We start from the raw sequence: 25,788 nt of genomic DNA on the forward strand, positions 1-25,788 counted from the left end.
ATTAGTGTTTGTAAAAAAAGGAAGCGAAAGCTTCCTTTTTTGTATTTGAAATCAAGAGTTTTATCTTTGAAATCAATAGTGTGGCGGTGGTGTTTCTTCTTCTGGCCTTGCTAAGTGAGAATCTTGGGATGATTTCAGTCTTTCAGCCACAATGCGTAAATGCTCTTGAAGGCGGCTCATTTGCATTTGCTGGTCAGTAATAACCTGGTTAAGTTGCTCAATCGCCAGTTCTTGAAAGGCAACTTTACTTTCTAAAAGTTCTAAGCGTTGTTCAAATGTATCAGATGAGTCCATATCCGACTCTCCTTAAGCGTTTATATCGTAATTAAACCATCATAATAACTGAACATTACAAATCAATAGATAAGTTTTAGTTAAAGATATAGGCGACGAAACGACTTTTTGTTAATGTGGTCTCAGTAGTTATTATATTTTTTTAATACTCAATGGAGTAACGGGGTCTAAACTTAAAGAGCCCTACCCATAAAACGAATAGTTCGCTATTCGAATATAATCGAATAAAAGTTATCGGAGACTAGGATGAAATCACTGTTTAAGGCAAGCCTTTTAGCAACTACGCTAGCATTTACTTTTGCTGCTCCGCAAGTGATGGCAGCGGAAGCCAAAGCACAAAGCAGCGCATTCAAAAACGCAGAAGAGCGTAATGCGTATGCACTAGGTGCGTCTTTAGGTCGCTACATGCAGAATTCTTTAGAAGAGCAAAAAACAATTGGTATTAACTTGGACAAAGCCCAATTACTTGCTGGTGTCCAAGATGCATTTAACGGCAAAAGCAAAATGACCGATGCAGAAGTTGAGGAAACATTGCGTCAGTTTGAAGGTCAAGTCAAAGAAGCTGCCGACAAAAAAATGAAAGAAGAATCAGCCAACAATGAGAAAAAAGGTGCTGAGTACCGCGAAAAATACGCGAAAGAAAAAGGCGTTGTAAAAACCAAATCAGGCCTGCTGTACAAAATTGAAAAAGACGGTACAGGTGCTAAACCTAAAGCAGACGAAACTGTAGTCGTTCACTACAAAGGTTCTCTGATTGATGGCACTGAATTCGATAGCTCATATTCACGTAACGAGCCACTGACTATCCCATTAAACTCAGTGATTAAAGGCTGGACTGAAGGTTTAGTTAACCTGAAAAAAGGAGGCAAAATGCAGTTAGTGATCCCTGCTGAGTTAGCTTATGGTGAAAATGGCGTGCCAGGTATCCCTGCAAATTCAACATTAGTTTTTGATGTTGAATTATTAGATATCAAACCTGCTGCTAAATAATGATTCACTAAGCATTAGTTAAGTGTATTTTGAAGCCCAACACATTCATGCGTTGGGCTTTTTTGTATTTCTCATCAAAAAAAATTCTCAAATTGTTTAAAACTTGTGATAAAACAGACTGTCTTGCATTCATTCGCTTGACGGCAACGCCGTGGAGTTTTAACTTCAGAAGACTCTATTTTATTTTTTATCATCACAATTGTTGGCTACGAACAAAGTAATGAAGGCCAAATAGTCGAATAATGAACGCCTTTTTAGTCAACAGGATGAGTTTTTACATTAGAAGGATGATGTTGAAATGTCTGATTCTATACAATCACACGACCTCAGCGATATTAACATATTGGATAACCAGCCCTTTTCTGAGACAGACCATGAGATTTTAAAATCATATGAAGCTGCTGTGGATGGTCTGGCAATGCTAATCGGTGGGCACTGTGAAATTGTTCTTCACTCTTTAGAAGACCTAAACTGCTCTGCAGTCAGAATCGCAAATGGTCAGCACACTGGGCGTAAAATCGGCTCACCGATTACAGACCTAGCGTTGAGAATGCTGCACGATATGGCAGACGAAGAATCGAATGTCTCGAAAGCTTATTTTACGAAAGCGAAAAGCGGTGATTTAATGAAATCCGTTACTATTGCGATTCGTAACCGTAAGCAACGTGTGATTGGCTTACTATGCATCAATATGAACTTAGATGTACCGTTCTCTGAAATTATTCAATCGTTTGTTCCAGAAACTAAACAAGAAGTCACTTCAGATGTGAACTTTGCCTCTTCAGTTGATGACCTTGTCGCGCAAACATTGGAATATACGATTGAAGAAGTGGGTGGTGATCGTAATGTCTCGAATAACGCAAAAAACAAGCAAGTGGTTCTTAACTTATACGAAAAAGGTATTTTTGATATTAAAGACGCCATCAACCAAGTAGCTGACCGCCTGAATATTTCTAAACACACGGTTTACTTATATATTCGTCAATTCAAGAGCGGTGAATGAGTAATACAAATTCGCTAACCTACTGCTTAGTTGTGACAGGTCCCGCTTACGGTACACAACAAGCAGCGAGTGCGTATCAATTTGCAAAAGCCCTTCTTGAAGAAGGGCATATATTGAAAACATTATTTTTTTATCGTGAAGGTGTTTTCAATGCGAATCAGCTTACCTCGCCGGCAACAGATGAATTCAATTTAGTTTCAGCTTGGCAAGAACTGGCAAAACAATCAGGGTGTGAAATGCATATCTGTGTTTCTGCAGCTTTGCGCCGAGGGGTTGTTGACCAAGAACAAGCGCAAAGTTTATCACTTCCAACGGCCAACCTTGCTGAGGGCTTTATAATGAGTGGGTTAGGAAGCCTTGCGGAAGCGATGATAACCACAGACCGGACAATTCAATTCTAAGAACAGCTCAATACAAGGTATCGTGTGAAAAAAATAGCTTTTGTCTTTACAACCATGCCCCATGGAAATGCCAGTGGTCGAGAAGGGCTAGATGCATTATTAGCAACTTCAGCACTGACAGAAGACATTCAGGTGTTTTTTCTCTCTGATGGCGTCTATCAGCTTCTGGCAAACCAACACCCTGCTGAAGTGCTTGCTCGGGATTACATCGCAACATTTAAAATATTGCCATTATATGACATTGAAAAAATTTATCTCTGCAGCTCTTCGTTACAAGAACGAGGGTTAGGGGAAAATACCAAATGGGTCGTGACGCCAACAATTCTCAACAAGAAAGAGATCAGAGCGAGAATAGCTGAATGTGATGTGGTGCTTAATTTTTGATCGGTTGTGTGAATTTTGAGCTTGGGTTAAGTTTTGATCTATAGTAGGATCTTTTCTATGCTGTATACATTAGCAACATCTCCATTTAAATGTGATTTTTCTGCGATGCTAGGCTTTATTACGGCGGAAGACGTAGTTTTACTGATGCAAGATGGCGTGGTTGCGGCAGTCGCACAGTCACCTTTTCTTATTGCATTACAAAAAACAGGTGCGCAGTTGTACGCTTTGGATGCCGACATCAATGCTCGCGGGTTGCAAAATACCCTCTCAACCGCAGTTTCTGTAATCACATATCAAGGTTTTGTGAAGCTAACAGAAGTCCAAAAACAACATTTTGCCATATAAAGGCACTAAAAGTTGTATATTTCTTGACACCTGAGCCAGTCAGCAATAAAATTTCGCGTCCTCGTGTATCGTCATGTTGGCGAACGAGGTCAAAATCCGTGTTTACGAAGCAATAAAACCAGGAGCTTTTTTAATAATGGCAACTATTAATCAGCTGGTACGCAAATCTCGTAGCTCGAAAGTTGTTAAAAGCAACGTTCCAGCACTGGAAGCTTGCCCGCAAAAACGTGGCGTATGTACTCGTGTATATACTACCACTCCTAAGAAACCAAACTCAGCATTACGTAAAGTATGCCGTGTTCGTTTAACTAATGGTTTCGAAGTTTCTTCCTACATCGGTGGTGAAGGCCACAACTTGCAGGAGCACTCCGTTATCCTTATCCGTGGTGGTCGTGTTAAAGACTTACCAGGTGTGCGTTATCACACCGTTCGCGGCGCACTGGACTGTTCTGGTGTTAAAGACCGTAAGCAAGCTCGTTCTAAATACGGCGCGAAAAAACCTAAGGCTTAATGGATTTCCGTTAAGTAAGGCCAAACATTTTAATCTTAATGTCAAAATACTCTCGTAGAGTTTTGGACAAACCTGAATTAACAACGGAGTCATATCCATGCCACGTCGTCGCGTAATAGGTCAACGTAAAATTCTTCCAGATCCTAAGTTCGGATCAGAATTACTGGCCAAGTTTGTAAATATCCTGATGGTAGACGGGAAAAAATCTACTGCTGAAGCAATCGTATATAACGCACTTGAAACCCTTGCTCAGCGTTCTGGTAAAACTGAACTTGATGCATTCGAATTAGCACTAGATAACGTGCGTCCGACTGTGGAAGTTAAATCCCGCCGTGTTGGTGGTTCAACTTACCAAGTTCCAGTTGAAGTTCGCCCGGTTCGTCGTAATGCCCTGGCAATGCGTTGGATCGTTGATGCTGCTCGTAAACGCGGTGATAAATCTATGGCGCTTCGCCTGGCAAATGAATTATCAGACGCTGCTGAGAACAAAGGTTCCGCTGTTAAGAAACGTGAAGACGTTCACCGTATGGCAGAAGCTAACAAGGCGTTCGCACACTACCGTTGGTAATTATTTCTTACCCACATTAGTGATGTATCTCAGGGTAGCCATTTGCTACCCTTTATATGAAGCATTGAACGCCCACGAGAGAGGAAAAAATGGCCCGTCAAACGCCCATAGCACGTTATCGTAATATCGGTATCAGTGCACACATCGACGCCGGTAAAACCACAACTTCTGAACGTATTCTGTTCTATACTGGTGTAAACCATAAAATTGGTGAAACTCACGAAGGTTCTGCAACAATGGACTGGATGGAGCAGGAGCAAGAGCGTGGTATTACTATCACATCTGCAGCGACTACTGCATTCTGGTCTGGTATGGCAAAACAGTATGAGCCACACCGTATCAATATCATCGACACCCCAGGACACGTTGACTTCACCATCGAAGTAGAACGTTCTATGCGTGTTCTTGATGGCGCAGTAATGGTTTACTGTGCGGTTGGTGGTGTTCAGCCACAGTCTGAAACTGTATGGCGTCAGGCTAACAAATATAAAGTTCCACGTATCGCGTTCGTTAACAAAATGGACCGTATGGGTGCGAACTTCTTACGTGTTGTTGAGCAATTAAAATCACGTTTAGCTGCTAACGCAGTTCCACTGCAATTACCAGTTGGCGCAGAAGAGTCGTTCACTGGTGTTGTTGACTTGCTGAAAATGAAAGCAATCAAGTGGAGCGATGAAGATCAGGGCGTTACCTTCGAATACGAAGATATCCCTGCGAACATGCAAGAAGCTGCTGAAGAGTGGCACAACAACCTGATCGAAACCGCAGCAGAAGCATCAGAAGAACTGATGGAAAAATATCTGGGCGGTGAAGAACTGACCGAAGCAGAAATTAAATCTGCATTACGTCAACGTGTTCTTGCAAGCGAAATTATTCTGGTTACCTGTGGTTCTGCATTTAAGAACAAAGGTGTTCAGGCGATGCTGGATGCAGTTGTTGATTACTTACCTGCGCCAACAGATGTACCTGCAATCAATGGTATTCTGGACGACGGTAAAGACACTCCTGCAGAGCGTCACGCAAGTGATGATGAGCCATTCTCATCATTAGCATTTAAAATTGCAACCGACCCATTCGTTGGTAACTTAACGTTCTTCCGTGTTTACTCTGGTGTTGTTAACTCAGGTGACACAGTTCTGAACGCAGTGAAATCGAAGAAAGAACGTTTTGGCCGTATCGTACAGATGCACGCTAACAAACGTGAAGAGATCAAAGAAGTTCGCGCTGGTGACATCGCGGCGGCTATCGGTCTGAAAGACGTAACTACAGGTGATACTTTATGTGCGGTTGATGCACCAATCATCCTGGAGCGTATGGAATTCCCAGAGCCAGTAATCTCTGTTGCAATCGAACCAAAAACTAAAGCTGACCAAGAAAAAATGGGTATCGCATTAGGCCGTCTGGCTCAAGAAGACCCATCATTCCGCGTATCAAGTGATGAAGAGACTAATCAGACTATCATCGCTGGTATGGGTGAATTGCACTTGGACGTTCTGGTTGACCGTATGCGTCGCGAATTTAAAGTTGAAGCGAACGTTGGTAAACCTCAAGTTGCTTACCGTGAAGCAATCACTATGAAAGTGACTGATATCGAAGGTAAACACGCGAAACAGTCTGGTGGTCGTGGTCAGTATGGTCATGTCGTTATCGATATGTTCCCACTGAACAAAAACGATAAAGACGGCGTTCAAATGGATTACGAATTTGCCAACGACATCAAAGGTGGTGTAATTCCTACTGAATACATCCCTGCGGTTGACAAAGGTATCCAAGAACAGTTGAAATCTGGTCCATTAGCTGGTTACCCGGTTGTTAACATGGGTGTTCGTTTACATTTCGGTTCTTACCATGATGTTGACTCCTCTGAATTGGCGTTTAAACTTGCGGCTTCAATCGCGTTTAAAGATGGCTTCAAAAAAGCTAAACCAGTTCTGCTTGAGCCAATCATGAAAGTTGAAGTGGAAACACCAGAAGACTACATGGGTGATGTTATTGGTGACCTGAACCGTCGTCGTGGTATGATTGAAGGTATGGATGACCTGCCTACTGGTAAAGTCGTTCGTGCACAAGTACCATTGTCAGAAATGTTCGGTTATGCTACTGACCTGCGTTCTCAGACACAAGGTCGTGCTTCATACTCTATGGAGTTCCTGAAGTACAATGAAGCACCAAACAACGTTGCACAAGCTGTAATCGAAGCTCGTAACGCTAAATAATCGATTTTTATCGGTTAACAACTTTAATTTAAGTTCCTTCTTTATCGTGAAGAGGGAACTCCATAAGGAATAGAGTCGTATCAACATGATCGTTACCCTGATCCACCCAATCGCGATGGACGACGGTTTACGTTTCGCAATCCGTGAAGGTGGCCGTACTGTAGGTGCGGGTGTTGTTGCAAAAATTATTGCATAATACCGCTCTTTCTGAATAAGAAAGAACCACTTAGTAAAAAAGGGCGTCTAATAGACGTCCTTTTTATACATTGCAAAATTCAGACGTTGCAAAATTAAGAACCTATCTCATCAATCATTTGTATAATTATTGGTGAGATAGGCTCTGAAACAACGAATTGATAACTGTGCGGGCTCCTTTGCGCAGTTATATGAGATTTATTAAGGTTTTGCTCGGAAGATATGGTATATTTTACCGCTGCCACAAAAAGAAAGTCATTTTCTTATTGGTGTAGTTAAAAAATTTGCTGAGCATGCTGAAATTCCTGCAAAATGGAATAGCACTTGTGAAATGGGTAGCACTTGTAAAGTGATAGTACTGACATACAAGTAGTACTTGCGAAATAAAATGTTACTGCAACTTGTTGTGTTTGCAGAACGAATAACGCTAATTACCTCCATTAACAAGGCTAATTACTTTTAGATCGCAGGTGATGTTATTGATATCCCTATCAAATTTTGCAGGCTTAGTTTGTAGTAATTGAGGGATATGTTGGCATATTCTATTGGTTTGGCTTGGTTGTTTTACCTTTGTAAGCAAGCAGGCTATGTACATACTTCATGGTAACAGGTTGAATTATGAGTGCGAATAGCGAAGCTCAAGGAAGTGGACGCAGTGCAGACATCTTCAAGTGGGTCATTGTCTGTGCCTTATTAATAATTGCTATTGTTGGCAATTATTACTTCCGTCAATATAATCTCGCGCTGCGTGCATTTGCAGTTGTGGCTGTTGTCGCTATTGCAGGTGCTGTCGCTTTATGGACTACAAAAGGTAAAGCAACACTGGCGTTTGCACGCGAAGCTCGCGTCGAGATGAGAAAAGTCATTTGGCCTACTCGCCAGGAAACATTGCAAACTACTTTAATTGTTGCTGCAGTAACGGCTGTAATGTCTTTAATACTGTGGGGACTAGATGGTATCCTGGTGCGTTTAGTTTCATTTATTACAAGCCTGAGGTTATTCTAAATGTCCGATTCACCTAAAAAGCGCTGGTATGTCATTCAGGCATTCTCTGGTTTTGAAGGTCGCGTAGCACAATCTTTACGTGAACATATCAAATTACATGCTATGGAAGATTCTTTTGGCGAAGTTATGGTTCCAACAGAAGAAGTTGTTGAAATCCGTAGCGGTCAGCGCCGTAAGAGTGAACGTAAATTCTTCCCAGGCTATGTCTTGGTCCAAATGGTCATGAACGATGACTCTTGGCACTTAGTGCGTAGTGTACCGCGTGTAATGGGGTTCATTGGCGGAACGTCAGATCGTCCAGCGCCAATTAGCGATAAAGAAGTTGACGCTATCATGAACCGCTTACAACAAGTTGGTGATAAACCACGTCCGAAAACACTGTTTGAACCAGGTGAAATGGTTCGTGTTAGCGAAGGTCCATTTGCTGACTTTAACGGTGTTGTTGAAGAAATTGATTATGAAAAGAGCCGCTTAAAAGTCTCTGTTTCTATCTTCGGTCGCGCAACTCCAGTCGAATTGGATTTTGGTCAGGTAGAAAAAGCCTAATCTAAGCGACAAAACTGACTTGCAAAAGGCGTGAAATTTGACTACAATTTCGCGCCTTTTGTTTTTATGTTCGGCGCAAATTAATGTGCGGGACATGTTTAATGTAACGGGGAGCCTTGCAAACTGTAAGGCGCTATCACCCATCTAGAGGAAATATCATGGCTAAGAAAGTTCAAGCCTACGTTAAGCTGCAAGTTGCGGCTGGTATGGCGAACCCAAGTCCACCAGTTGGTCCAGCTCTGGGTCAACAAGGTGTTAACATCATGGAATTCTGTAAAGCGTTCAACGCAAAAACAGACAGCCTGGAAAAAGGTTTACCAATTCCTGTTGTTATTACTGTTTACGCAGACCGTTCTTTCACTTTCGTTACCAAAACTCCACCTGCAGCAGTTCTGCTGAAAAAAGCAGCTGGCGTTAAGTCTGGTTCAGGCAAGCCTAACAAAGATAAAGTTGGTAAAGTGACCTCTGCTCAGATTCGCGAAATCGCTGAAACTAAAGCTGCGGATATGACTGGTGCTGATGTTGACGCAATGATGCGTTCAATTGAAGGTACTGCTCGTTCCATGGGCCTGGTAGTGGAGGACTAAGACAATGGCTAAACTGACTAAGCGCATGCGCAATATCCGTGAAAAAGTTGATGCAACTAAACAGTACGACATCAACGAAGCCGTTGCACTGCTGAAAGAATTAGCAACTGCTAAATTCGTAGAAAGCGTTGACGTAGCTATCAACCTGGGCATCGATGCTCGTAAATCTGACCAAAACGTTCGCGGTGCAACTGTACTGCCACACGGTACTGGCCGTTCAGTTCGCGTTGCTGTGTTCGCACAAGGCGCAAACGCTGAAGCTGCTAAAGCTGCAGGCGCTGAACTGGTAGGTATGGAAGATCTGGCTGATAAAATCAAAGCTGGTGAAATGGACTTTGACGTTGTTATTGCTTCTCCAGATGCAATGCGCGTTGTTGGCCAATTAGGTCAAGTTCTGGGCCCACGTGGTCTGATGCCAAACCCGAAAGTTGGTACTGTAACTCCAAACGTTGCTGAAGCAGTTAACAATGCTAAAGCAGGTCAGGTTCGTTACCGTAATGACAAAAACGGAATCATCCACACCACTATCGGTAAAGTTGATTTCGACACTAACAAACTGAAAGAAAACTTAGAAGCACTGCTGATCGCGCTGAAAAAAGCAAAACCAGCTTCTGCTAAAGGTGTTTTCATCAAGAAAGTTAGCCTGTCTACCACTATGGGTGCAGGTGTTGCTGTTGACCAAGCTGGTCTGTCAGCGACAGTTTAATTGCTATAGCTTCGGCTAATTGGTAATTAGGCTTTACCTTTGCGTCAAATTTGTATAAAATTTGACGCCTTGAGTTTGTTGGGTATAGCAATATACTCAACAAACCACAAATTTCGGTATGGAGTCTGGCCTTTCCAGACCCCGTCCAAGACCGCAGGTGTAGTCTAACCGCTGCTTAATTTACCTGCGTAGACGGTGACAGAGATACCTAGAATTTAATTCTGGATTTCTATTCTGCTCACCGTGTTTTAGCGCTCTTACATAATGTTGTGTTTGAGTGATGTGAGTCCCGGGGTTTCCCGGTTAATCCAGGAGCAAGAAGCTAATGGCACTAAATCTTCAAGACAAACAAGCGATTGTTGCTGAAGTCAGCGAAGTAGCCAAAGGCGCGCTTTCTGCAGTTGTTGCTGATTCACGCGGCGTAACTGTAGCAAAAATGACTGAACTGCGTAAAGCAGGTCGCGAAGCTGGCGTTTATATCCGTGTTGTTCGTAACACACTGATCCGCCGTGCTGTTGAAGGTACTTCTTATGACGTACTGAAAGACGTGTTTGTCGGTCCAACCTTAATTGCTTTCTCTAACGAACACCCGGGCGCTGGCGCTCGTCTGTTCAAAGAGTTCGCGAAAGCGAATCCAGCATTTGAGATTAAAGCTGCGGCCTTTGAAGGTGAGTTAATCCAAGCGAAAGATATCGATCGTCTGGCAACTCTCCCAACTTACGATGAAGCAATCGCACGCCTGATGTCAACCATGAAAGAAGCCGCTGCAGGCAAATTGGTTCGTACTCTGGCTGCTCTGCGCGATCAGAAAGAAGCTGCATAAGCCCTTTCCTTCGTTGCTTTTTAACGTATAAACTATTTCTGAATTTTAGGAACACTTGTTATGTCTATCACTAAAGACCAAATCCTTGATGCAGTTGCAGAAATGTCTGTAATGGACGTTGTTGAACTGATTACTATGATGGAAGAAAAATTCGGCGTTTCTGCTGCTGCAGCTGTTGCTGTTGCTGCGGGCCCAGCTGAAGCTGCTGAAGAAAAAACTGAATTCGACGTTGTACTGTCAGCTGTTGGCGGTAACAAAGTTGCAGTTATCAAAGCAGTTCGTGGCGCAACCGGTCTTGGCCTGAAAGAAGCTAAAGACATGGTAGAATCTGCTCCAGCTACTATTAAAGAAGCTGCAAGCAAAGACGAAGCTGAAGCTCTGAAAAAATCTCTTGAAGAAGCAGGCGCTTCTGTTGAACTTAAATAAGTTCAATTTCAAGAACGCAGCCTGATCTAATTAGGCTGACGGCTGGTGATTTTTTAATCACCAGCCTTTTTGCGCTGTAAGGCGTGATGGGTGTTAACAGCTTTTCACGCAGTTTTAATGTTAACAACAACCCTCCAATACTTCTTTCTATTGACGACTTAATATACTGTGTTCTTCGCTACGACCCGCTCGGGTAGCTCGGTAGCAATGGCAACGCAATGAAATGATTTAAGAGTAATAGCAATGAGTATTAAGGAAAGTATTCATTTTCCGTTTCTTATATAAAAACGCGTTGCGGTTCAGTCTCTTAAACTAAGAGCTAACCACTTGGGTCACTGATCAACGAGCTGAGGAAACCTATGGTTTACTCCTATACCGAGAAAAAACGTATCCGTAAGGACTTTGGTAAGCGTCCACAAGTTTTGGACATACCTTATCTCCTTTCTATCCAACTTGACTCGTTCCAGAAGTTTATCGAGCAAGATCCAGATGGCCAGAATGGGCTGGAAGCAGCTTTCCGTTCTGTGTTTCCAATTCAGAGCTACAGCGGTAATGCTGAATTACAATATGTCAGCTATCGTTTAGGCGAGCCTGTTTTTGATGTTAAAGAATGTCAAATTCGCGGTGTAACTTACTCTGCGCCTTTACGTGTGAAATTACGTCTCATCGTTTATGAGCGTGAAGCACCGGAAGGAACTGTTAAAGACATCAAAGAACAAGAAGTTTACATGGGTGAAATTCCACTCATGACTGAAAACGGAACTTTCGTTATCAACGGTACTGAGCGTGTTATCGTTTCTCAGTTACACCGTAGTCCAGGTGTATTCTTTGACAGCGATAAAGGTAAAACACACTCTTCAGGTAAAGTGCTATATAACGCACGTATTATCCCTTACCGTGGTTCATGGCTTGATTTCGAATTCGACCCGAAAGATAACCTGTTTGTACGTATTGACCGTCGCCGTAAATTACCTGCGACCATTATTCTGCGTGCAATGGATTACAACACCGAAGAAATCTTAAATCTGTTCTTCGAAAAAACAGTATTCCAAATCCGTGATAATAAACTGATGATGACGCTGGTTCCTGAGCGTTTACGTGGTGAAACTGCTTCGTTTGATATCGAAGCGAACGGTAAAGTCTATGTAGAAAAAGGCCGCCGTATCACTGCACGTCACATTCGTCAGTTAGAGAAAGAAGAAGTCAATAGCATCGAAGTTCCTGTTGAATATATCGCAGGTAAAGTTGTTGCTAGAGACTATATTGATGAAAGCACCGGTGAGCTGATTTGTGCAGCGAACATGGAACTTTCTTTAGATATGTTGGCACGTCTGAGCCAGTCTGGTCATAAAACAATCGAAACATTGTTTACCAATGACTTAGACCACGGTGCTTACATTTCTGAAACCGTTCGTGTCGACCCAACTAACGACCGTCTGAGTGCATTGGTAGAAATCTACCGCATGATGCGTCCTGGTGAGCCACCAACCCGTGAAGCTGCAGAAAACCTGTTCGAGAACCTGTTCTTCTCTGAAGACCGTTACGACTTGTCTGCGGTAGGTCGCATGAAGTTCAACCGTTCACTGAACCGTGAAGAAATCGAAGGTTCAGGTATCCTGAGTGAAGAAGACATCATTGATGTTATGCGTAAACTCATCGATATCCGTAACGGTAAAGGCGAAGTGGATGATATCGACCACCTAGGTAACCGTCGTATTCGTTCTGTTGGTGAAATGGCAGAGAACCAATTCCGTGTCGGTCTGGTTCGTGTTGAGCGTGCAGTGAAAGAGCGTCTTTCTCTGGGCGACCTTGATGCATTAATGCCACAAGATATGATCAATGCGAAACCAATTTCAGCCGCAGTTAAAGAGTTCTTTGGTTCCAGCCAGCTGTCTCAATTTATGGACCAGAACAACCCGTTGTCTGAAATTACGCACAAACGTCGTATCTCTGCGTTAGGCCCAGGTGGTTTGACTCGTGAGCGTGCGGGCTTCGAAGTACGTGACGTTCACCCAACTCACTACGGTCGTGTCTGTCCAATCGAAACGCCTGAAGGTCCAAACATCGGTCTGATCAACTCATTATCTGTTTATGCACAGACCAATGAGTACGGTTTCTTAGAAACCCCATACCGTTTAGTACGTGATGGCTTAGTGACAGACGAAATCCATTATCTGTCTGCAATTGAAGAAGGTAACTTCATCATTGCTCAGGCGAACACCGTTTTAGGTGATGATGGTAGCTTTGTTGAAGAACTGATTACGTGTCGTAACAAAGGTGAATCAAGCTTATTCAGCCGTGAACAAGTTGAATATATGGACGTTTCGACTCAACAGGTTGTTTCTGTTGGTGCGTCCCTGATCCCATTCCTTGAACACGATGACGCCAACCGTGCATTGATGGGTGCAAACATGCAACGTCAAGCGGTTCCTACTCTGCGTGCTGACAAACCATTAGTTGGTACAGGTATGGAGCGTGCAGTAGCGGTTGACTCTGGTGTTACTGCTGTTGCAAGACGTGGTGGTTCGGTTCAGTACGTTGATGCTTCTCGTATCGTTATCAAAGTTAACGAAGATGAGATGTATCCAGGCGAAGCTGGAATCGATATTTATAACCTGACTAAATATACCCGTTCTAACCAGAACACCTGTATTAGCCAGATGCCTTGTGTATCTTTAGGTGAGCCAGTTGAACGTGGTGACGTGTTAGCGGATGGTCCTTCAACAGACCTCGGTGAATTAGCACTTGGTCAAAACATGCGCGTGGCATTCATGCCATGGAATGGTTATAACTTCGAAGACTCCATCTTAGTTTCTGAGCGTGTTGTTCAAGAAGACCGTTTTACAACTATTCATATTCAAGAGCTCTCTTGTGTGTCTCGTGACACTAAATTAGGGCCTGAAGAAATCACTGCAGATATTCCAAACGTCGGTGAAGCTGCACTGTCTAAACTTGATGAATCCGGTATCGTGTATATTGGTGCGGAAGTGAAAGGCGGCGATATTCTGGTTGGTAAAGTGACACCTAAAGGTGAAACTCAGCTGACGCCAGAAGAGAAACTGTTACGTGCTATCTTTGGTGAAAAAGCATCAGACGTTAAAGACTCTTCTTTACGTGTTCCTAACGGTGTATCTGGTACGGTTATTGACGTACAAGTATTTACCCGTGACGGCGTAGAGAAAGACAAACGTGCATTAGAGATCGAAGAAACTCAGTTACGTGATGCGAAGAAAGACTTAACAGAAGAGCTACGTATTTTCGAAGCAGGTCTGTTTGCACGTATCCGTTCTGTACTGGTTAACGGCGGAATTGAAGCTGAAAAACTGGACAAACTGCCTCGCGACCGTTGGTTAGAGTTATCTTTAGCTGACGAAGAGAAGCAAAACCAGTTAGAGCAATTAGCTGAACAGTATGACGAACTGAAATCTGAGTTCGAGAAAAAACTCGATGCAAAACGTCGTAAAATTACTCAAGGTGATGACTTAGCACCGGGTGTACTGAAAATTGTTAAGGTTTATCTGGCTGTTAAACGTCAGATCCAACCGGGTGATAAAATGGCGGGTCGCCATGGTAACAAAGGTGTTATCTCAAAAATCAACCCAGTTGAAGACATGCCTTACGATGAAAACGGTAACCCAGTTGATATCGTTCTGAACCCGCTGGGCGTACCATCACGTATGAACATCGGTCAGATTTTGGAAACTCACTTAGGGATGGCAGCGAAAGGTATTGGTGAGAAAATCAATGCTATGCTTAAACAGCAAGAAGAAGTTGCCAAACTGCGTGAGTTTATCCAAAAAGCATACGATTTAGGTGATGATCCACGCCAGAAAGTTGACTTGAACACTTTCTCTGACGAAGAAGTTATGCGTTTGGCTGAGAACCTGAAAAAAGGTATGCCAATTGCAACACCAGTATTTGATGGTGCGAAAGAGAAAGAAATCAAAGAACTGCTGAAATTGGGTGGTCTGCCAACTTCAGGTCAGATTACATTATTCGATGGTCGTACTGGCGAGCGCTTTGAGCGCCAAGTAACTGTTGGCTACATGTATATGCTGAAACTGAACCACTTGGTTGACGATAAGATGCACGCCCGTTCAACAGGTTCTTATAGCTTGGTTACTCAGCAACCGCTGGGTGGTAAAGCGCAGTTCGGTGGTCAGCGTTTCGGGGAGATGGAAGTGTGGGCACTGGAAGCATACGGTGCAGCCTATACTCTTCAAGAAATGCTTACAGTTAAATCGGATGACGTTAACGGCCGTACGAAGATGTATAAAAACATCGTCGATGGCAGCCATCAGATGGAACCTGGTATGCCGGAATCTTTCAACGTATTACTGAAAGAAATTCGCTCACTGGGTATCAACATCGAGCTGGAAGACGAGTAATTCGTTTTATGCCGGAAAGCTTGCTTTCCGGCACATGTAAGCACTGGGATTTGGGGAGAGTGTCTTTGAACACTCACCTGACAGGTCTAACTCCGACAGGAGCATTTTGTGAAAGACTTAATAAAGTTTCTGAAAGCGCAAACCAAGACCGAAGAGTTTGATGCTATCAAGATTGCTCTGGCATCACCTGATATGATCCGTTCATGGTCATTCGGTGAAGTTAAAAAGCCAGAAACCATTAACTACCGTACGTTCAAACCTGAGCGTGACGGTCTTTTCTGTGCGCGTATTTTCGGGCCAGTAAAAGACTACGAATGTCTGTGCGGTAAGTACAAACGTTTAAAACACCGTGGTGTGATTTGTGAGAAGTGTGGCGTTGAAGTTACACAGACCAAAGTCCGTCGTGAGCGCATGGGTCACATTGAACTTGCATCTCCGACTGCACACATTTGGTTCTTAAAATCACTGCCATCCCGTATCGGCTTGCTGCTTGATATGCCACTGCGTGATATCGAACGCGTTCTGTACTTTGAATCATATGTAGTTGTTGAAGGCGGTATGACTAGCCTTGAGCGTGCACAGATTCTGACAGAAGAGCAATACTTAGATGCGCTGGAAGAGTTCGGTGACGAATTTGATGCGAAAATGGGGGCGGAAGCAATCCAAGGCCTGCTGAAAAACCTCGATCTTGAGAACGAGTGTGAAACGCTGCGCGAAGAGTTAAACGAAACTAACTCTGAAACTAAGCGTAAGAAGCTGACTAAGCGTATCAAACTGCTAGAAGCATTTATCCAATCTGGTAACAAGCCAGAGTGGATGATCTTAAACGTATTACCTGTATTACCACCGGATCTGCGTCCATTAGTTCCACTCGATGGTGGTCGTTTCGCAACATCAGATCTAAACGATCTGTATCGTCGCGTAATCAACCGTAATAACCGTTTGAAACGCCTCCTGGATCTGGCTGCGCCAGACATCATCGTACGTAACGAAAAACGTATGTTGCAAGAAGCGGTTGACGCCCTGTTAGATAACGGTCGTCGTGGTCGCGCAATCACAGGTTCTAACAAACGTCCTCTGAAATCTTTGGCAGATATGATCAAAGGTAAACAAGGTCGTTTCCGTCAGAACTTACTTGGTAAGCGTGTTGACTACTCAGGTCGTTCTGTTATCACCGTAGGTCCATACCTGCGTCTGCATCAGTGCGGTCTGCCTAAGAAAATGGCTCTTGAGTTATTCAAACCATTTATCTATGGCAAATTAGAATTACGTGGTCTGGCAACAACCATTAAAGCTGCGAAGAAAATGGTTGAGCGCGAAGAAGCGGTTGTTTGGGATATCTTGGATGAAGTTATCCGTGAACACCCAGTTATGCTGAACCGTGCACCAACACTTCACCGTCTGGGTATCCAAGCTTTCGAACCTATTCTTATCGAAGGTAAAGCTATCCAATTGCACCCACTCGTTTGTGCGGCATATAACGCCGACTTCGATGGAGACCAAATGGCGGTACACGTTCCTCTGACTCTGGAAGCTCAGTTAGAAGCACGTGCGTTGATGATGTCAACCAACAACATCCTGTCACCTGCAAGTGGTGAGCCTATCATCGTTCCTTCACAGGACGTTGTATTGGGTCTTTACTACATGACACGTGACTGCGTAAACGCGAAAGGCGAGGGCATGGTATTAGCCGGTCCTAAAGAAGCTGAGCGTGTTTACCGTTCAGGTCATGCGTCACTGCATGCCCGCGTTAAAGTCCGTATCACTGAAGAAGTAAAAGATTCGGAAGGTAACATCACAATCAACACGGGCTTAGTTGACACTACTGTTGGTCGTGCAATTTTATGGATGATCGTACCGAAAGGTCTGCCTTACGAATTGGTTAACCAAGCGTTAGGTAAAAAAGCGATCTCTAAAATGCTGAACACCTGTTACCGTGTTCTGGGCCTGAAGCCTACTGTTATTTTTGCTGACCAAATCATGTATACCGGTTTTGCCTATGCGGCACGTTCTGGTGCATCAGTTGGTATCGATGATATGGTTATTCCAGAGAAAAAAGCTGGAATTATCGCCGAAGCAGAAGCTGAAGTTGCAGAAATTCAGGAACAGTTCCAGTCTGGTCTGGTTACAGCAGGCGAACGTTACAACAAAGTTATCGATATCTGGGCAGCGGCAAACGAACGTGTTGCTAAAGCGATGATGGAAAACTTGTCGACTGAAGCGGTTATTAACCGTGATGGCGTCGAAGAACAACAAGTTTCTTTCAACAGTATCTTTATGATGGCCGACTCCGGTGCTCGTGGTTCTGCAGCTCAGATTCGTCAGCTAGCCGGTATGCGTGGTCTGATGGCTAAGCCAGATGGCTCAATCATCGAAACACCAATCACGGCAAACTTCCGTGAAGGTCTGAACGTTCTCCAGTACTTTATTTCTACGCACGGTGCGCGTAAAGGTCTTGCCGATACCGCATTGAAAACAGCGAACTCCGGTTATCTGACACGTCGTTTAGTTGACGTTGCACAGGACTTGGTGGTAACTGAAGACGACTGTGGAACTCACGAAGGTATCCTGATGACTCCGGTTATCGAGGGTGGCGACGTTAAAGAACCACTGCGTGAACGTGTACTGGGTCGTGTGACTGCAGAAGATATCCTGATCCCAGGAACTGCGGACATTCTAGTTCCACGTAATACATTACTGCACGAAAAACTGTGTGACCTGTTAGAAGCTAACTCAGTCGACAGCGTTAAAGTTCGTTCAGTTGTAAGTTGTGAAACTGACTTCGGTGTGTGTGCTCACTGTTATGGTCGTGACCTTGCTCGTGGTCACATCATCAACAAAGGTGAAGCTATCGGGGTTATCGCGGCACAGTCAATCGGTGAGCCGGGTACACAGTTAACGATGCGTACGTTCCACATCGGGGGTGCGGCATCTCGTGCGGCGGCAGAATCTAGCATTCAAGTCCGTAACACAGGTACTCTGAAACTGGTTAACGCAAAATTCGTTACGAACTCAGAAGGTAAACTGGTTATTACTTCACGTAATACAGAGCTGCGTCTGATTGACGAATTCGGTCGTACTAAAGAAAGCTATAAAGTCCCTTACGGTGCGCACTTGACGAAAGGCGATGGCGATGCAGTAACGGGCGGTGAAACTGTTGCGAACTGGGATCCACATACCATGCCAGTCGTCAGTGAAGTATCGGGTATTATCAGCTTCTCTGACATGCTTGATGGTCAAACAATGACGCGTCAGACTGATGAATTAACCGGTCTGTCTTCAATCGTTGTTCTGGATACTGCGGAACGTACCAGTGGTGGTAAAGACCTACGTCCTGCTTTACGTGTTATTGACGCAAATGGTAACGACGTTCTTATACCTAACACAGACATGCCTGCTCAGTACTTCTTACCGGGTAAAGCAATTGTTCAGTTAGATGATGGCATCGCAATCAATGTCGGTGATACCTTAGCGCGTATTCCACAAGAATCTGTGGGTACTAAAGATATCACGGGTGGTCTGCCACGCGTAGCTGACTTGTTCGAAGCACGTCGTCCGAAAGAGCCTGCAATCTTGGCTGAAATCAGCGGTATTATCTCGTTTGGTAAAGAAACCAAAGGGAAGCGTCGTCTGGTTATCACACCATTAGATGGTAGCGATCCGTACGAAGAGATGATCCCTAAATGGCGTCAGCTTAACGTGTTCGAAGGTGAGATCGTTGAACGTGGTGACGTGGTTTCCGATGGTCCAGAATCTCCACACGATATTCTGCGTTTGCGTGGTGTCCATGCTGTTACGCGTTATATCACTAACGAGGTTCAGGAAGTTTACCGCTTACAAGGCGTTAAGATTAACGATAAACACATTGAAGTTATCGTTCGTCAGATGCTGCGTAAAGTCACTATCGCGGATGCAGGAAGTTCTGAATTCCTCGAAGGTGAACAAGTCGAGTACTCACGTGTTAAAGTTTCTAACCGTAAACTGGAACAAGAAGGCAAAATTCCAGCGAACTTTGCTCGTGACCTGTTGGGTATTACTAAGGCATCTCTGGCAACAGAATCCTTTATCTCAGCAGCATCGTTCCAAGAAACGACACGCGTACTGACTGAAGCAGCAGTTGCAGGTAAACGTGATGAACTGCGCGGTCTGAAAGAAAACGTAATTGTTGGACGTCTGATCCCAGCAGGTACTGGTTTTGCGTATCACCAAGACCGTATCCGCCGCCGTCATCTGAACGATGTTGTGGATGCACCACAAGTCAGTGCAGATGAAGCAACAGCGAACTTAGCTGAGCTGTTAAATGCAGGTTTCAGCAGCGACAACCAGAACTAATTTCTGATTTCACTGCAAAATTCCTGACAGAAGCCAGTACCGAAAGGTACTGGCTTTTTTATATCTAATAAAATGATAAATTGATTTTTATTTTTCTAATTTGAATTCATCAATAAATCCTTTTATTTCTTAAATTTATCTGAATATGTAATACGTATTTCTATTTTTAAAATATATCGGCCAGTGAAAAAACGTAATAATAATTTTCCGGGTTAAAAATTAAACGGTAATAAAAATAATAATACAAAAATCACTTTCAAATTATTTAATAGGAATAAATAAAAGGAATATACGATGGATAAAAAAAAGACAAATGAACAGGTAGATACAAATCAAGCCAGCCTTTCGGCTTATCATGGTTTATTATCAAATTCATTAGGGGTAATGAATACATCTCAGATAGTCACTGGGAACGGACAAATTGCGTTAGATTTAGTTGTTGTTATCGACACCAGTGGTTCAATGGCTGATGAAGCAGGGGATTTAAGTAAACAGATTGATGCGACGATTGAAGCGGCATCAGCAAAATGTCCATCGCATCTTCGTGCCACATTTTTAGGTATTGAAGGAACTTGGGCAAACACTAAGTTTGATCAATCTGCCAGTGAATATTTAATTAAGATCGGTGCGAACGAAAGGGATCTGCAAGCTAGATTGCCATTTAAAGAATCTGATGGGCAAGACCATGCTGGAAATAAAGAAGATTTATGTCGTGCTGTTATTGATATTAGTAAACACTTTGATTGGCGAGATGATGCGCGTAGGGCTATTTTTGTGCTGGGTGATGAAGGGATGGAAGGTGGTGGCGGAATTCTTACTCGTGCTGCAATTGCAAAAAATAATGAAGCCATATCTGTCGCTCAAGAAAGAGGAATTAAGGTGTATACCTACCAAGGTACACTGGATGATAGCCCAACAAATCTAGATCGTTTTCCGACTCTTGCTGATAGAGATAACGTGACGAGGGAGTATGAACGACTAGCCAAAGAAACCGACGGACGTGCGTACATTTACACCACAGGGATTGCAAATTTCTCCTTGGTTTTACAGGAAATATTGTGTGACAGCTTAACACCACCAGTAAAACCAGATAAAGGTTTATTAAATTGTGATGCGGTGTGTGACAACTTGCCATTAATTATCAATACAGTAAATACATTGTCCGATATCATCAATAAAACTATCAACTCTTGTTGCCCAATAGACTCAGATACGAAACATGATGATTCATGCCAGTGTAAACATTAATATTGTGTTATGAAAATAAAAGCGGGAAAAGATTCCCGCTTTGTAATTATTACTGGTAAGTTTCGTGATTAATAAAAAATACCAATAATTGCACAGTGCGCGACAAACCCGACCATCAATGGCACAGCGGTTCGTTTCACGACATCAAAAGGTTGCAGTTTTGCCCCACTCGATACGGCAATAATAACTCCCGCGACTGGTGACATACCTCGACCCATGTGTGAAGCTTGTTGCATTGGTAGGATCATGGCGATTGGGTTAGCGCCCATGCTATGCGCGATTTGTGGAATTAACTCAACGAATGCAAGGAATGGTGCATTACCTGAACCCATAATAATGGCTGCTGCAAGGGTCACTAATGCAAATACAATCGCCATGGCAAATGGTGGCAAGCCGACGGACTCAGCGCCTAAAATCAGTTGGTCAATTGCTCCACTGACTTTAATACCATGAGCGAATACACCAGCAGCAACCAATAAGCCAACTACATTACTGAATGCATGACCCATACCATTTAAAAATGTTTGGAAGCCATTACAAACCGTTTTGAAATTACGTACGCGAAGTGTTTCAATCACCATACAAATTGCCATCGCAATCAGTACGATAGTCACAACATCTAAGTGAATACCGGAAAAGAACAAATTGGATGTTCCTACTGCCATAATAATGGGTAACATAGGAAGAATTGCATAATATCCAGGAACGGACTTAGTCGTTTCCTCTTTTTCATGGGACTGAACAGCTTTACCAATTTCAGGTACGAAACCTTGCTTACGGTCACAATGACGTTGCCAGAAAATATGGGTAATACCGACCACCAATACAGTGGCTAACGCGGCAGGGCCTTGATAGTAAAGTACATATTCAACAACAGACATATCGACAGCTTTTGCGCCACGGATAGCATCAATTGCCGTTGGAGTATAGGCCACACCAAGGGATGTAGCGATAACCCCAGCCGCAGAAGCAGGTGATAATCCCAAACCAATCATAATGGGGAACATGGTACCCATTAACAATACCGCTAAGCCCGTTGCTGATGGAATGGCTAATTGCAAGATACTCGCCAACAAGAAAGAGAAAAATAGTAGTACATAAGGTGAACGCATATTTTTCAGTGGCTTGGTTGCAACACGTACTACCGCTTCATTGGCACCGATATGGTCCATATAGTGCGCAAAGCCCATCAATGCCATGATCATTAAACCGAGATCTGCTGCACGACTACTGAATAAATCTCGCATGACTTCAAATGGATCGAGCCAAGTGATACCGGTGGTGGCGACATTTTTAGGGAGGATAGGCCCCCAGCCAAGGGCTAGGGTGAATATCATCAATACTAAGCCAGCAATTAATAATACCGGCTCAGCTTTGTATCCCTTCAAAATAAACCGCGCAACCAAAACAACGATAATCAGAACCGTTAGAATTGGGATCATGCTTTAGCTCCTGGTTTGAAGCGTTCAGCGGTGATTTGTACCACTTGTTTTAATACATCGCTGGCGGCATGTAGGGATTTAACAGGTAGATATTCATAGATTGAATGGAAGTTATGTGCACCTGTGAAGATGTTAGGGCAAGGTAATCCATTTTGTGATAATGCGGCTCCATCATAGCCACCACGCATAGGAATGACTTTTGGTGTAATACCACAAGCTTGGTAGGCGTCAACAGCAATATCAATAGGGTAACGGTTATCACCTTGTAGGCTGTTGTAAACGTTAGAATAGCGATCTGATAGCTTGCAAACAATACTTTCGCTGCCCCAGAGACTTTCACAGCTTTCTGCTAATTGTTTTAAGAAAGCCATACGTTTGCGATAGCCGTCTTCGGTAAAATCGCGAATGTCCATTTTTAACACGGTACGAGCGCTATTACCTGACATTTGTTTCACCCAATAATAGCCTTCGCGACCATCTGTATATTCAGGGGCTTCACCGCCGGGTAACATGGTAATAAATTTTTGCGCCATTAATAATGAATTAACGAGTTTGCCTTTCGCAGACATTGGATGAGCTGATTTACCCGTAAAGATGATTTCGGCATCACCCGCATTCCAGTTTTCATACACAAGTTCACCAATACCGCAGCAGTCTAAGGTGTAAGCAAAATCTGCTCCAAACTCTTTAACATCAAAGACTTTTGCGCCACGGAGGCCTTGTTCTTCGTCCGGAACAAAACCAATTTTAATGGTTCCGTGCTTGATTTCTGGGTTTTGCTTAAAGTATTGCAGCATATCCATGATAGAGGCAATTGCCGCTTTATCGTCAGCACCTAATAGGCTGGTTCCATCAGTGACAATAATGTCATCACCAATGTAGTTCACCAATTCAGGGAATTCACTCTTACGTAGATAAATATTAAGCTCTTTATTCATGCATAAATCTTCACCGGTGTATGGCAAGATTTGCGCCTTAGTATCATTAGTTTGTTCTGCACTAGTGTCTAAGTGGCCGAAGAAAGCGACGGTTGGGACATCATAATCAAGGTTGGAAGGTAACGTTGCGGTGACAATGGCAGTGTCACGCAGTTTAATGTCTTCAACGCCCAGAGCCTCGAGCTCCTGAACCAATTGTTTCGCAAGGACACGTTGCCCTTCTGAGGATGGCATAATCCCTGCCGCGCCCTTTTCCCTATCAGTGGTGGTGTTAATTTTGGTGTAAGAAATAAATCGCTCAACAATATTCATTCTTTTAATTCCCCAGCATCTTATAAAATGCGTTTTACATTAGTTATATCTGTGACTGTAATTTCATTTCACAGTATTATTCTTGTATCACAACTGAAGATATTCTGAATATCAGACCTGTTGAATTTTTCTAAGAAATGCTAGTGGGAATATAAAATTGATAATTAATAGTGGCATTATTCGCATAATGAATTAAAATGAGCGACTTTATTCCTATCTTATTTTGCATTGTTAACATATTGATATTAAAGAGTAATTGTTTTTTGTTTTTGTTAACAAAATATTTTTCTTCGTCTTATCTTAAATTAATTATAAATACATAAATCACCAATTAATAAAAATATTATGTAAATAATATTGCATATTTTTATATGTATGTTTTCTAATATGTAAATGTAACTTTAAATGGTTTTTAATATCTTAATTCGTTACTTTATAGAGATAATTAACTGATGGTTATTGTTTTTATTATTTGTATTATAATTTTAATATCTATTTGATAATTACTAATTAAGTGTTTTTACTTGTTTTTATGTCAAATATAATAAATTTTTTAATTTTGTATCCATATTGTTTTTACGGGAAGCTAATTGTAAATTAATAAAATAGGTTAATAAATCAGTAAGTAGCGTGAAATTTAATATATGTAAAATCACATGTGTTTTTAATAGCATATAAGTGACTTTTTTGTCATGATGAAATCAAAATAACATTTGTCTTGTGTAGTTCGATAAAAAATTCAAATAAAAAGATATGCAAGCGTATACATAAATATAAAGCAAGGAATGAAAATGCGGAATATTGCTATTACAAAAAATAATATTATTTCTGGCTTTCAATGGTTCTTTTTTATCTTTTGTAATACGGTTGTTATTCCCCCGACGTTACAGTCTGCTTTTCATTTGTCACCACAAACCACGTTTGTTATTACTCAGTATGCTTTTTTATTAACAGCTTTGGCTTGCTTGTTGCAGGCATTTATAGGCCATAAACGCTCTGTGATGGAGGGGCCAACAGGGTTGTGGTGGGCAACAATTTTAACCGTAACTTTGTCAGAATCTATGCAAGGAACTCCTCTTGAGACGATTGGATGGAGTTTGGCCATGGGGATTTTTCTGTCTGGGATTATTACTATTCTTATTGGCCTAAGCGGTCTTGGTGGTTGGTTAGCGGGTTTGTTTAAGCCAGGCGTGCTGGTGGTCTTTATGTTTTTACTTGGCGCGCAGCTGGTCACTATTTTTTTAAAAGGGATGTTAGGGCTACCCTTTGGTGTTGGCAGTGAAAATATTACAGTTAATTATCCTGTATTCTTTTTGGCGCTCACAGTACTGGTATTTGTGATAGGAATTATTGTGTATTTACCCGTGAATATTAGTAAATATGCATTACTAATAGGAACAATCACAGGGTGGGTTGCTTATAGTGGGTTATTTGGCAGCACGATATCATCTGTTTCATCAGGAGAATGGGGGCTATTTCCATTAGGCCGCTCCGATGAAATTAATATAAGTATTGTGATAACAGCGATTTTGGCTGGGATATTAAACACATCAAATACGTTTGGAGCAATGCGAGGAACGGATGTATTTTACCCCGATTCATTACCCGTTAAGTCCTTATATCGGCGTAGTTTTATGATGTCAGGAGTTGTAACAATATTAGCAGCGCCGATAGGCGTAGTGCCTTTTTCACCGTTTGTTTCATCAATTGGTCTAATTACTCAAACAAAAGACAGTTCACGTATCTCTTTTACGATTGGTAGCCTTATTTTCTTATGCGTGGGGGGCGTTGCGGTATTGACTCAATTTTTCCGCTCTTTGCCGTTAGCCATTGGTAGCGCGGTTATGTTAGCGACTTATTTGCCGCTGCTATTTTCTTCATTTTCATTTCTTGCGGATATGAAACTGAATGCACGTAATATTTATCGCCTCGCATTACCTATTTTTATTGGCATTTTTTTGATGTCAGCCCCTGCTGCGGTACTAAATTCGTTACCAACAATGTTTAGTTCTTTACTGGGTAATGGGTTACTTATGGGCATTATATTGGCTCTTATTTTAGAAAATACGATCAAGTGGGATAAAATCTCCTAAATAATAAAAGAGCACTAAGCGGTTGTGCAGCTAAT

At 42.6% G+C, this 25,788-nt stretch carries 21 protein-coding genes and 1 pseudogene; 19 read left to right on the plus strand and 3 right to left on the minus strand.

Translation table 11 applies throughout. The features are described 5' to 3' along the window. Nucleotides 1–72: 72 nt before the first annotated feature. A complete protein-coding gene (locus ACU696_RS04045) occupies nt 73–294 on the minus strand; it encodes a SlyX family protein (RefSeq protein ID WP_004262507.1) in 222 nt (73 codons plus the stop codon). A gap of 246 nt (nt 295–540) precedes the next feature. Here ACU696_RS04045 and fkpA point away from each other — a divergent pair, with 246 nt between their 5' ends. From fkpA to ACU696_RS04135, 18 genes and pseudogenes are all read left to right on the plus strand, one after another. After that, on the plus strand, nt 541–1,284 hold the full coding sequence (fkpA, locus tag ACU696_RS04050) for an FKBP-type peptidyl-prolyl cis-trans isomerase (protein WP_004262506.1): 744 nt from the start codon (nt 541–543) through the stop codon (nt 1,282–1,284). A 298-nt stretch (nt 1,285–1,582) separates the two neighbouring features. Beyond that, on the plus strand, nt 1,583–2,287 hold the full coding sequence (locus ACU696_RS04055) for a helix-turn-helix transcriptional regulator (RefSeq protein ID WP_004262503.1): 705 nt from the start codon (nt 1,583–1,585) through the stop codon (nt 2,285–2,287). Then, nucleotides 2,284–2,688, plus strand: a complete 405-nt coding sequence (gene tusD / locus ACU696_RS04060) for a sulfurtransferase complex subunit TusD (RefSeq protein WP_115166426.1) — start codon at nt 2,284–2,286, stop codon at nt 2,686–2,688. Before ACU696_RS04055 ends, tusD begins: the two co-directional genes overlap by 4 nt. 24 nt (nt 2,689–2,712) lie before the next feature. Next, complete coding sequence (gene tusC, locus ACU696_RS04065; protein ID WP_109912908.1) at nt 2,713–3,072, plus strand: sulfurtransferase complex subunit TusC; 360 nt, start codon at nt 2,713–2,715, stop codon at nt 3,070–3,072. Nucleotides 3,073–3,129: 57 nt separating this feature from the next. After that, nucleotides 3,130–3,417, plus strand: coding sequence for a sulfurtransferase complex subunit TusB (gene tusB / locus ACU696_RS04070; RefSeq protein ID WP_004265906.1), 288 nt, complete (start codon nt 3,130–3,132; stop codon nt 3,415–3,417). A 136-nt stretch (nt 3,418–3,553) separates the two neighbouring features. Continuing rightward, on the plus strand, nt 3,554–3,928 hold the full coding sequence (gene rpsL, locus ACU696_RS04075; RefSeq protein WP_004265905.1) for a 30S ribosomal protein S12: 375 nt from the start codon (nt 3,554–3,556) through the stop codon (nt 3,926–3,928). A 97-nt stretch (nt 3,929–4,025) separates the two neighbouring features. Continuing rightward, nucleotides 4,026–4,496: a 30S ribosomal protein S7 gene (gene rpsG / locus ACU696_RS04080; protein ID WP_004262486.1), complete on the plus strand. Its 471-nt coding sequence runs from the start codon at nt 4,026–4,028 to the stop codon at nt 4,494–4,496. 89 nt (nt 4,497–4,585) lie between these two features. Further along, a complete protein-coding gene (fusA, locus tag ACU696_RS04085; protein WP_109912909.1) occupies nt 4,586–6,712 on the plus strand; it encodes an elongation factor G in 2,127 nt (708 codons plus the stop codon). Between the two features lie 79 nt (nt 6,713–6,791). Beyond that, a pseudogene (locus tag ACU696_RS04090) lies at nt 6,792–6,908 on the plus strand (EF-Tu C-terminal domain-related protein); the annotation flags it as partial. A 617-nt stretch (nt 6,909–7,525) separates the two neighbouring features. Next, complete coding sequence (gene secE, locus ACU696_RS04095) at nt 7,526–7,912, plus strand: preprotein translocase subunit SecE (RefSeq protein ID WP_004265885.1); 387 nt, start codon at nt 7,526–7,528, stop codon at nt 7,910–7,912. Continuing rightward, the gene (gene nusG, locus ACU696_RS04100) at nt 7,913–8,458 is read left to right on the plus strand and encodes a transcription termination/antitermination protein NusG (protein WP_004264378.1); all 546 of its coding nucleotides are present in this window, start codon (nt 7,913–7,915) and stop codon (nt 8,456–8,458) included. Nucleotides 8,459–8,616: 158 nt separating this feature from the next. Next, nucleotides 8,617–9,045 (plus strand): 50S ribosomal protein L11, encoded by a 429-nt coding sequence (rplK, locus tag ACU696_RS04105; RefSeq protein ID WP_004264379.1) that lies wholly within the window; start codon nt 8,617–8,619, stop codon nt 9,043–9,045. Nucleotides 9,046–9,049: 4 nt separating this feature from the next. After that, a complete protein-coding gene (rplA, locus tag ACU696_RS04110) occupies nt 9,050–9,751 on the plus strand; it encodes a 50S ribosomal protein L1 (RefSeq protein WP_004265881.1) in 702 nt (233 codons plus the stop codon). Nucleotides 9,752–10,076: 325 nt separating this feature from the next. Continuing rightward, a complete protein-coding gene (rplJ, locus tag ACU696_RS04115; RefSeq protein ID WP_004264381.1) occupies nt 10,077–10,574 on the plus strand; it encodes a 50S ribosomal protein L10 in 498 nt (165 codons plus the stop codon). A gap of 60 nt (nt 10,575–10,634) precedes the next feature. Beyond that, on the plus strand, nt 10,635–11,000 hold the full coding sequence (rplL, locus tag ACU696_RS04120; protein WP_004265879.1) for a 50S ribosomal protein L7/L12: 366 nt from the start codon (nt 10,635–10,637) through the stop codon (nt 10,998–11,000). Nucleotides 11,001–11,359: 359 nt separating this feature from the next. Beyond that, nucleotides 11,360–15,388 (plus strand): DNA-directed RNA polymerase subunit beta, encoded by a 4,029-nt coding sequence (gene rpoB, locus ACU696_RS04125; protein WP_004265877.1) that lies wholly within the window; start codon nt 11,360–11,362, stop codon nt 15,386–15,388. 108 nt (nt 15,389–15,496) lie between these two features. After that, nucleotides 15,497–19,720 carry a DNA-directed RNA polymerase subunit beta' gene (gene rpoC, locus ACU696_RS04130; RefSeq protein WP_109913197.1) on the plus strand — a complete coding sequence of 1,408 codons (4,224 nt, stop codon included), beginning with the start codon at nt 15,497–15,499 and terminating at the stop codon, nt 19,718–19,720. Between the two features lie 294 nt (nt 19,721–20,014). Next, nucleotides 20,015–20,968, plus strand: a complete 954-nt coding sequence (locus ACU696_RS04135) for a VWA domain-containing protein (protein WP_447343041.1) — start codon at nt 20,015–20,017, stop codon at nt 20,966–20,968. Nucleotides 20,969–21,036: 68 nt separating this feature from the next. Here ACU696_RS04135 and dcuC read toward each other — a convergent pair whose 3' ends face one another. Both dcuC and pepT read right to left on the minus strand, forming a co-directional pair. Continuing rightward, complete coding sequence (gene dcuC / locus ACU696_RS04140; RefSeq protein ID WP_109913195.1) at nt 21,037–22,410, minus strand: C4-dicarboxylate transporter DcuC; 1,374 nt, start codon at nt 22,408–22,410, stop codon at nt 21,037–21,039. Next, nucleotides 22,407–23,660, minus strand: a complete 1,254-nt coding sequence (pepT, locus tag ACU696_RS04145) for a peptidase T (RefSeq protein ID WP_209102816.1) — start codon at nt 23,658–23,660, stop codon at nt 22,407–22,409. The genes dcuC and pepT overlap by 4 nt, the downstream gene beginning before the upstream one ends. A 791-nt stretch (nt 23,661–24,451) precedes the next feature. On the opposite strand from pepT, the gene ACU696_RS04150 reads away from it, so the two are divergent. Then, on the plus strand, nt 24,452–25,753 hold the full coding sequence (locus tag ACU696_RS04150; RefSeq protein ID WP_004265869.1) for a uracil/xanthine transporter: 1,302 nt from the start codon (nt 24,452–24,454) through the stop codon (nt 25,751–25,753). Nucleotides 25,754–25,788 lie beyond the last annotated feature (35 nt).

It is taken from the genome of Providencia sp. PROV_01, assembly GCF_053098325.1.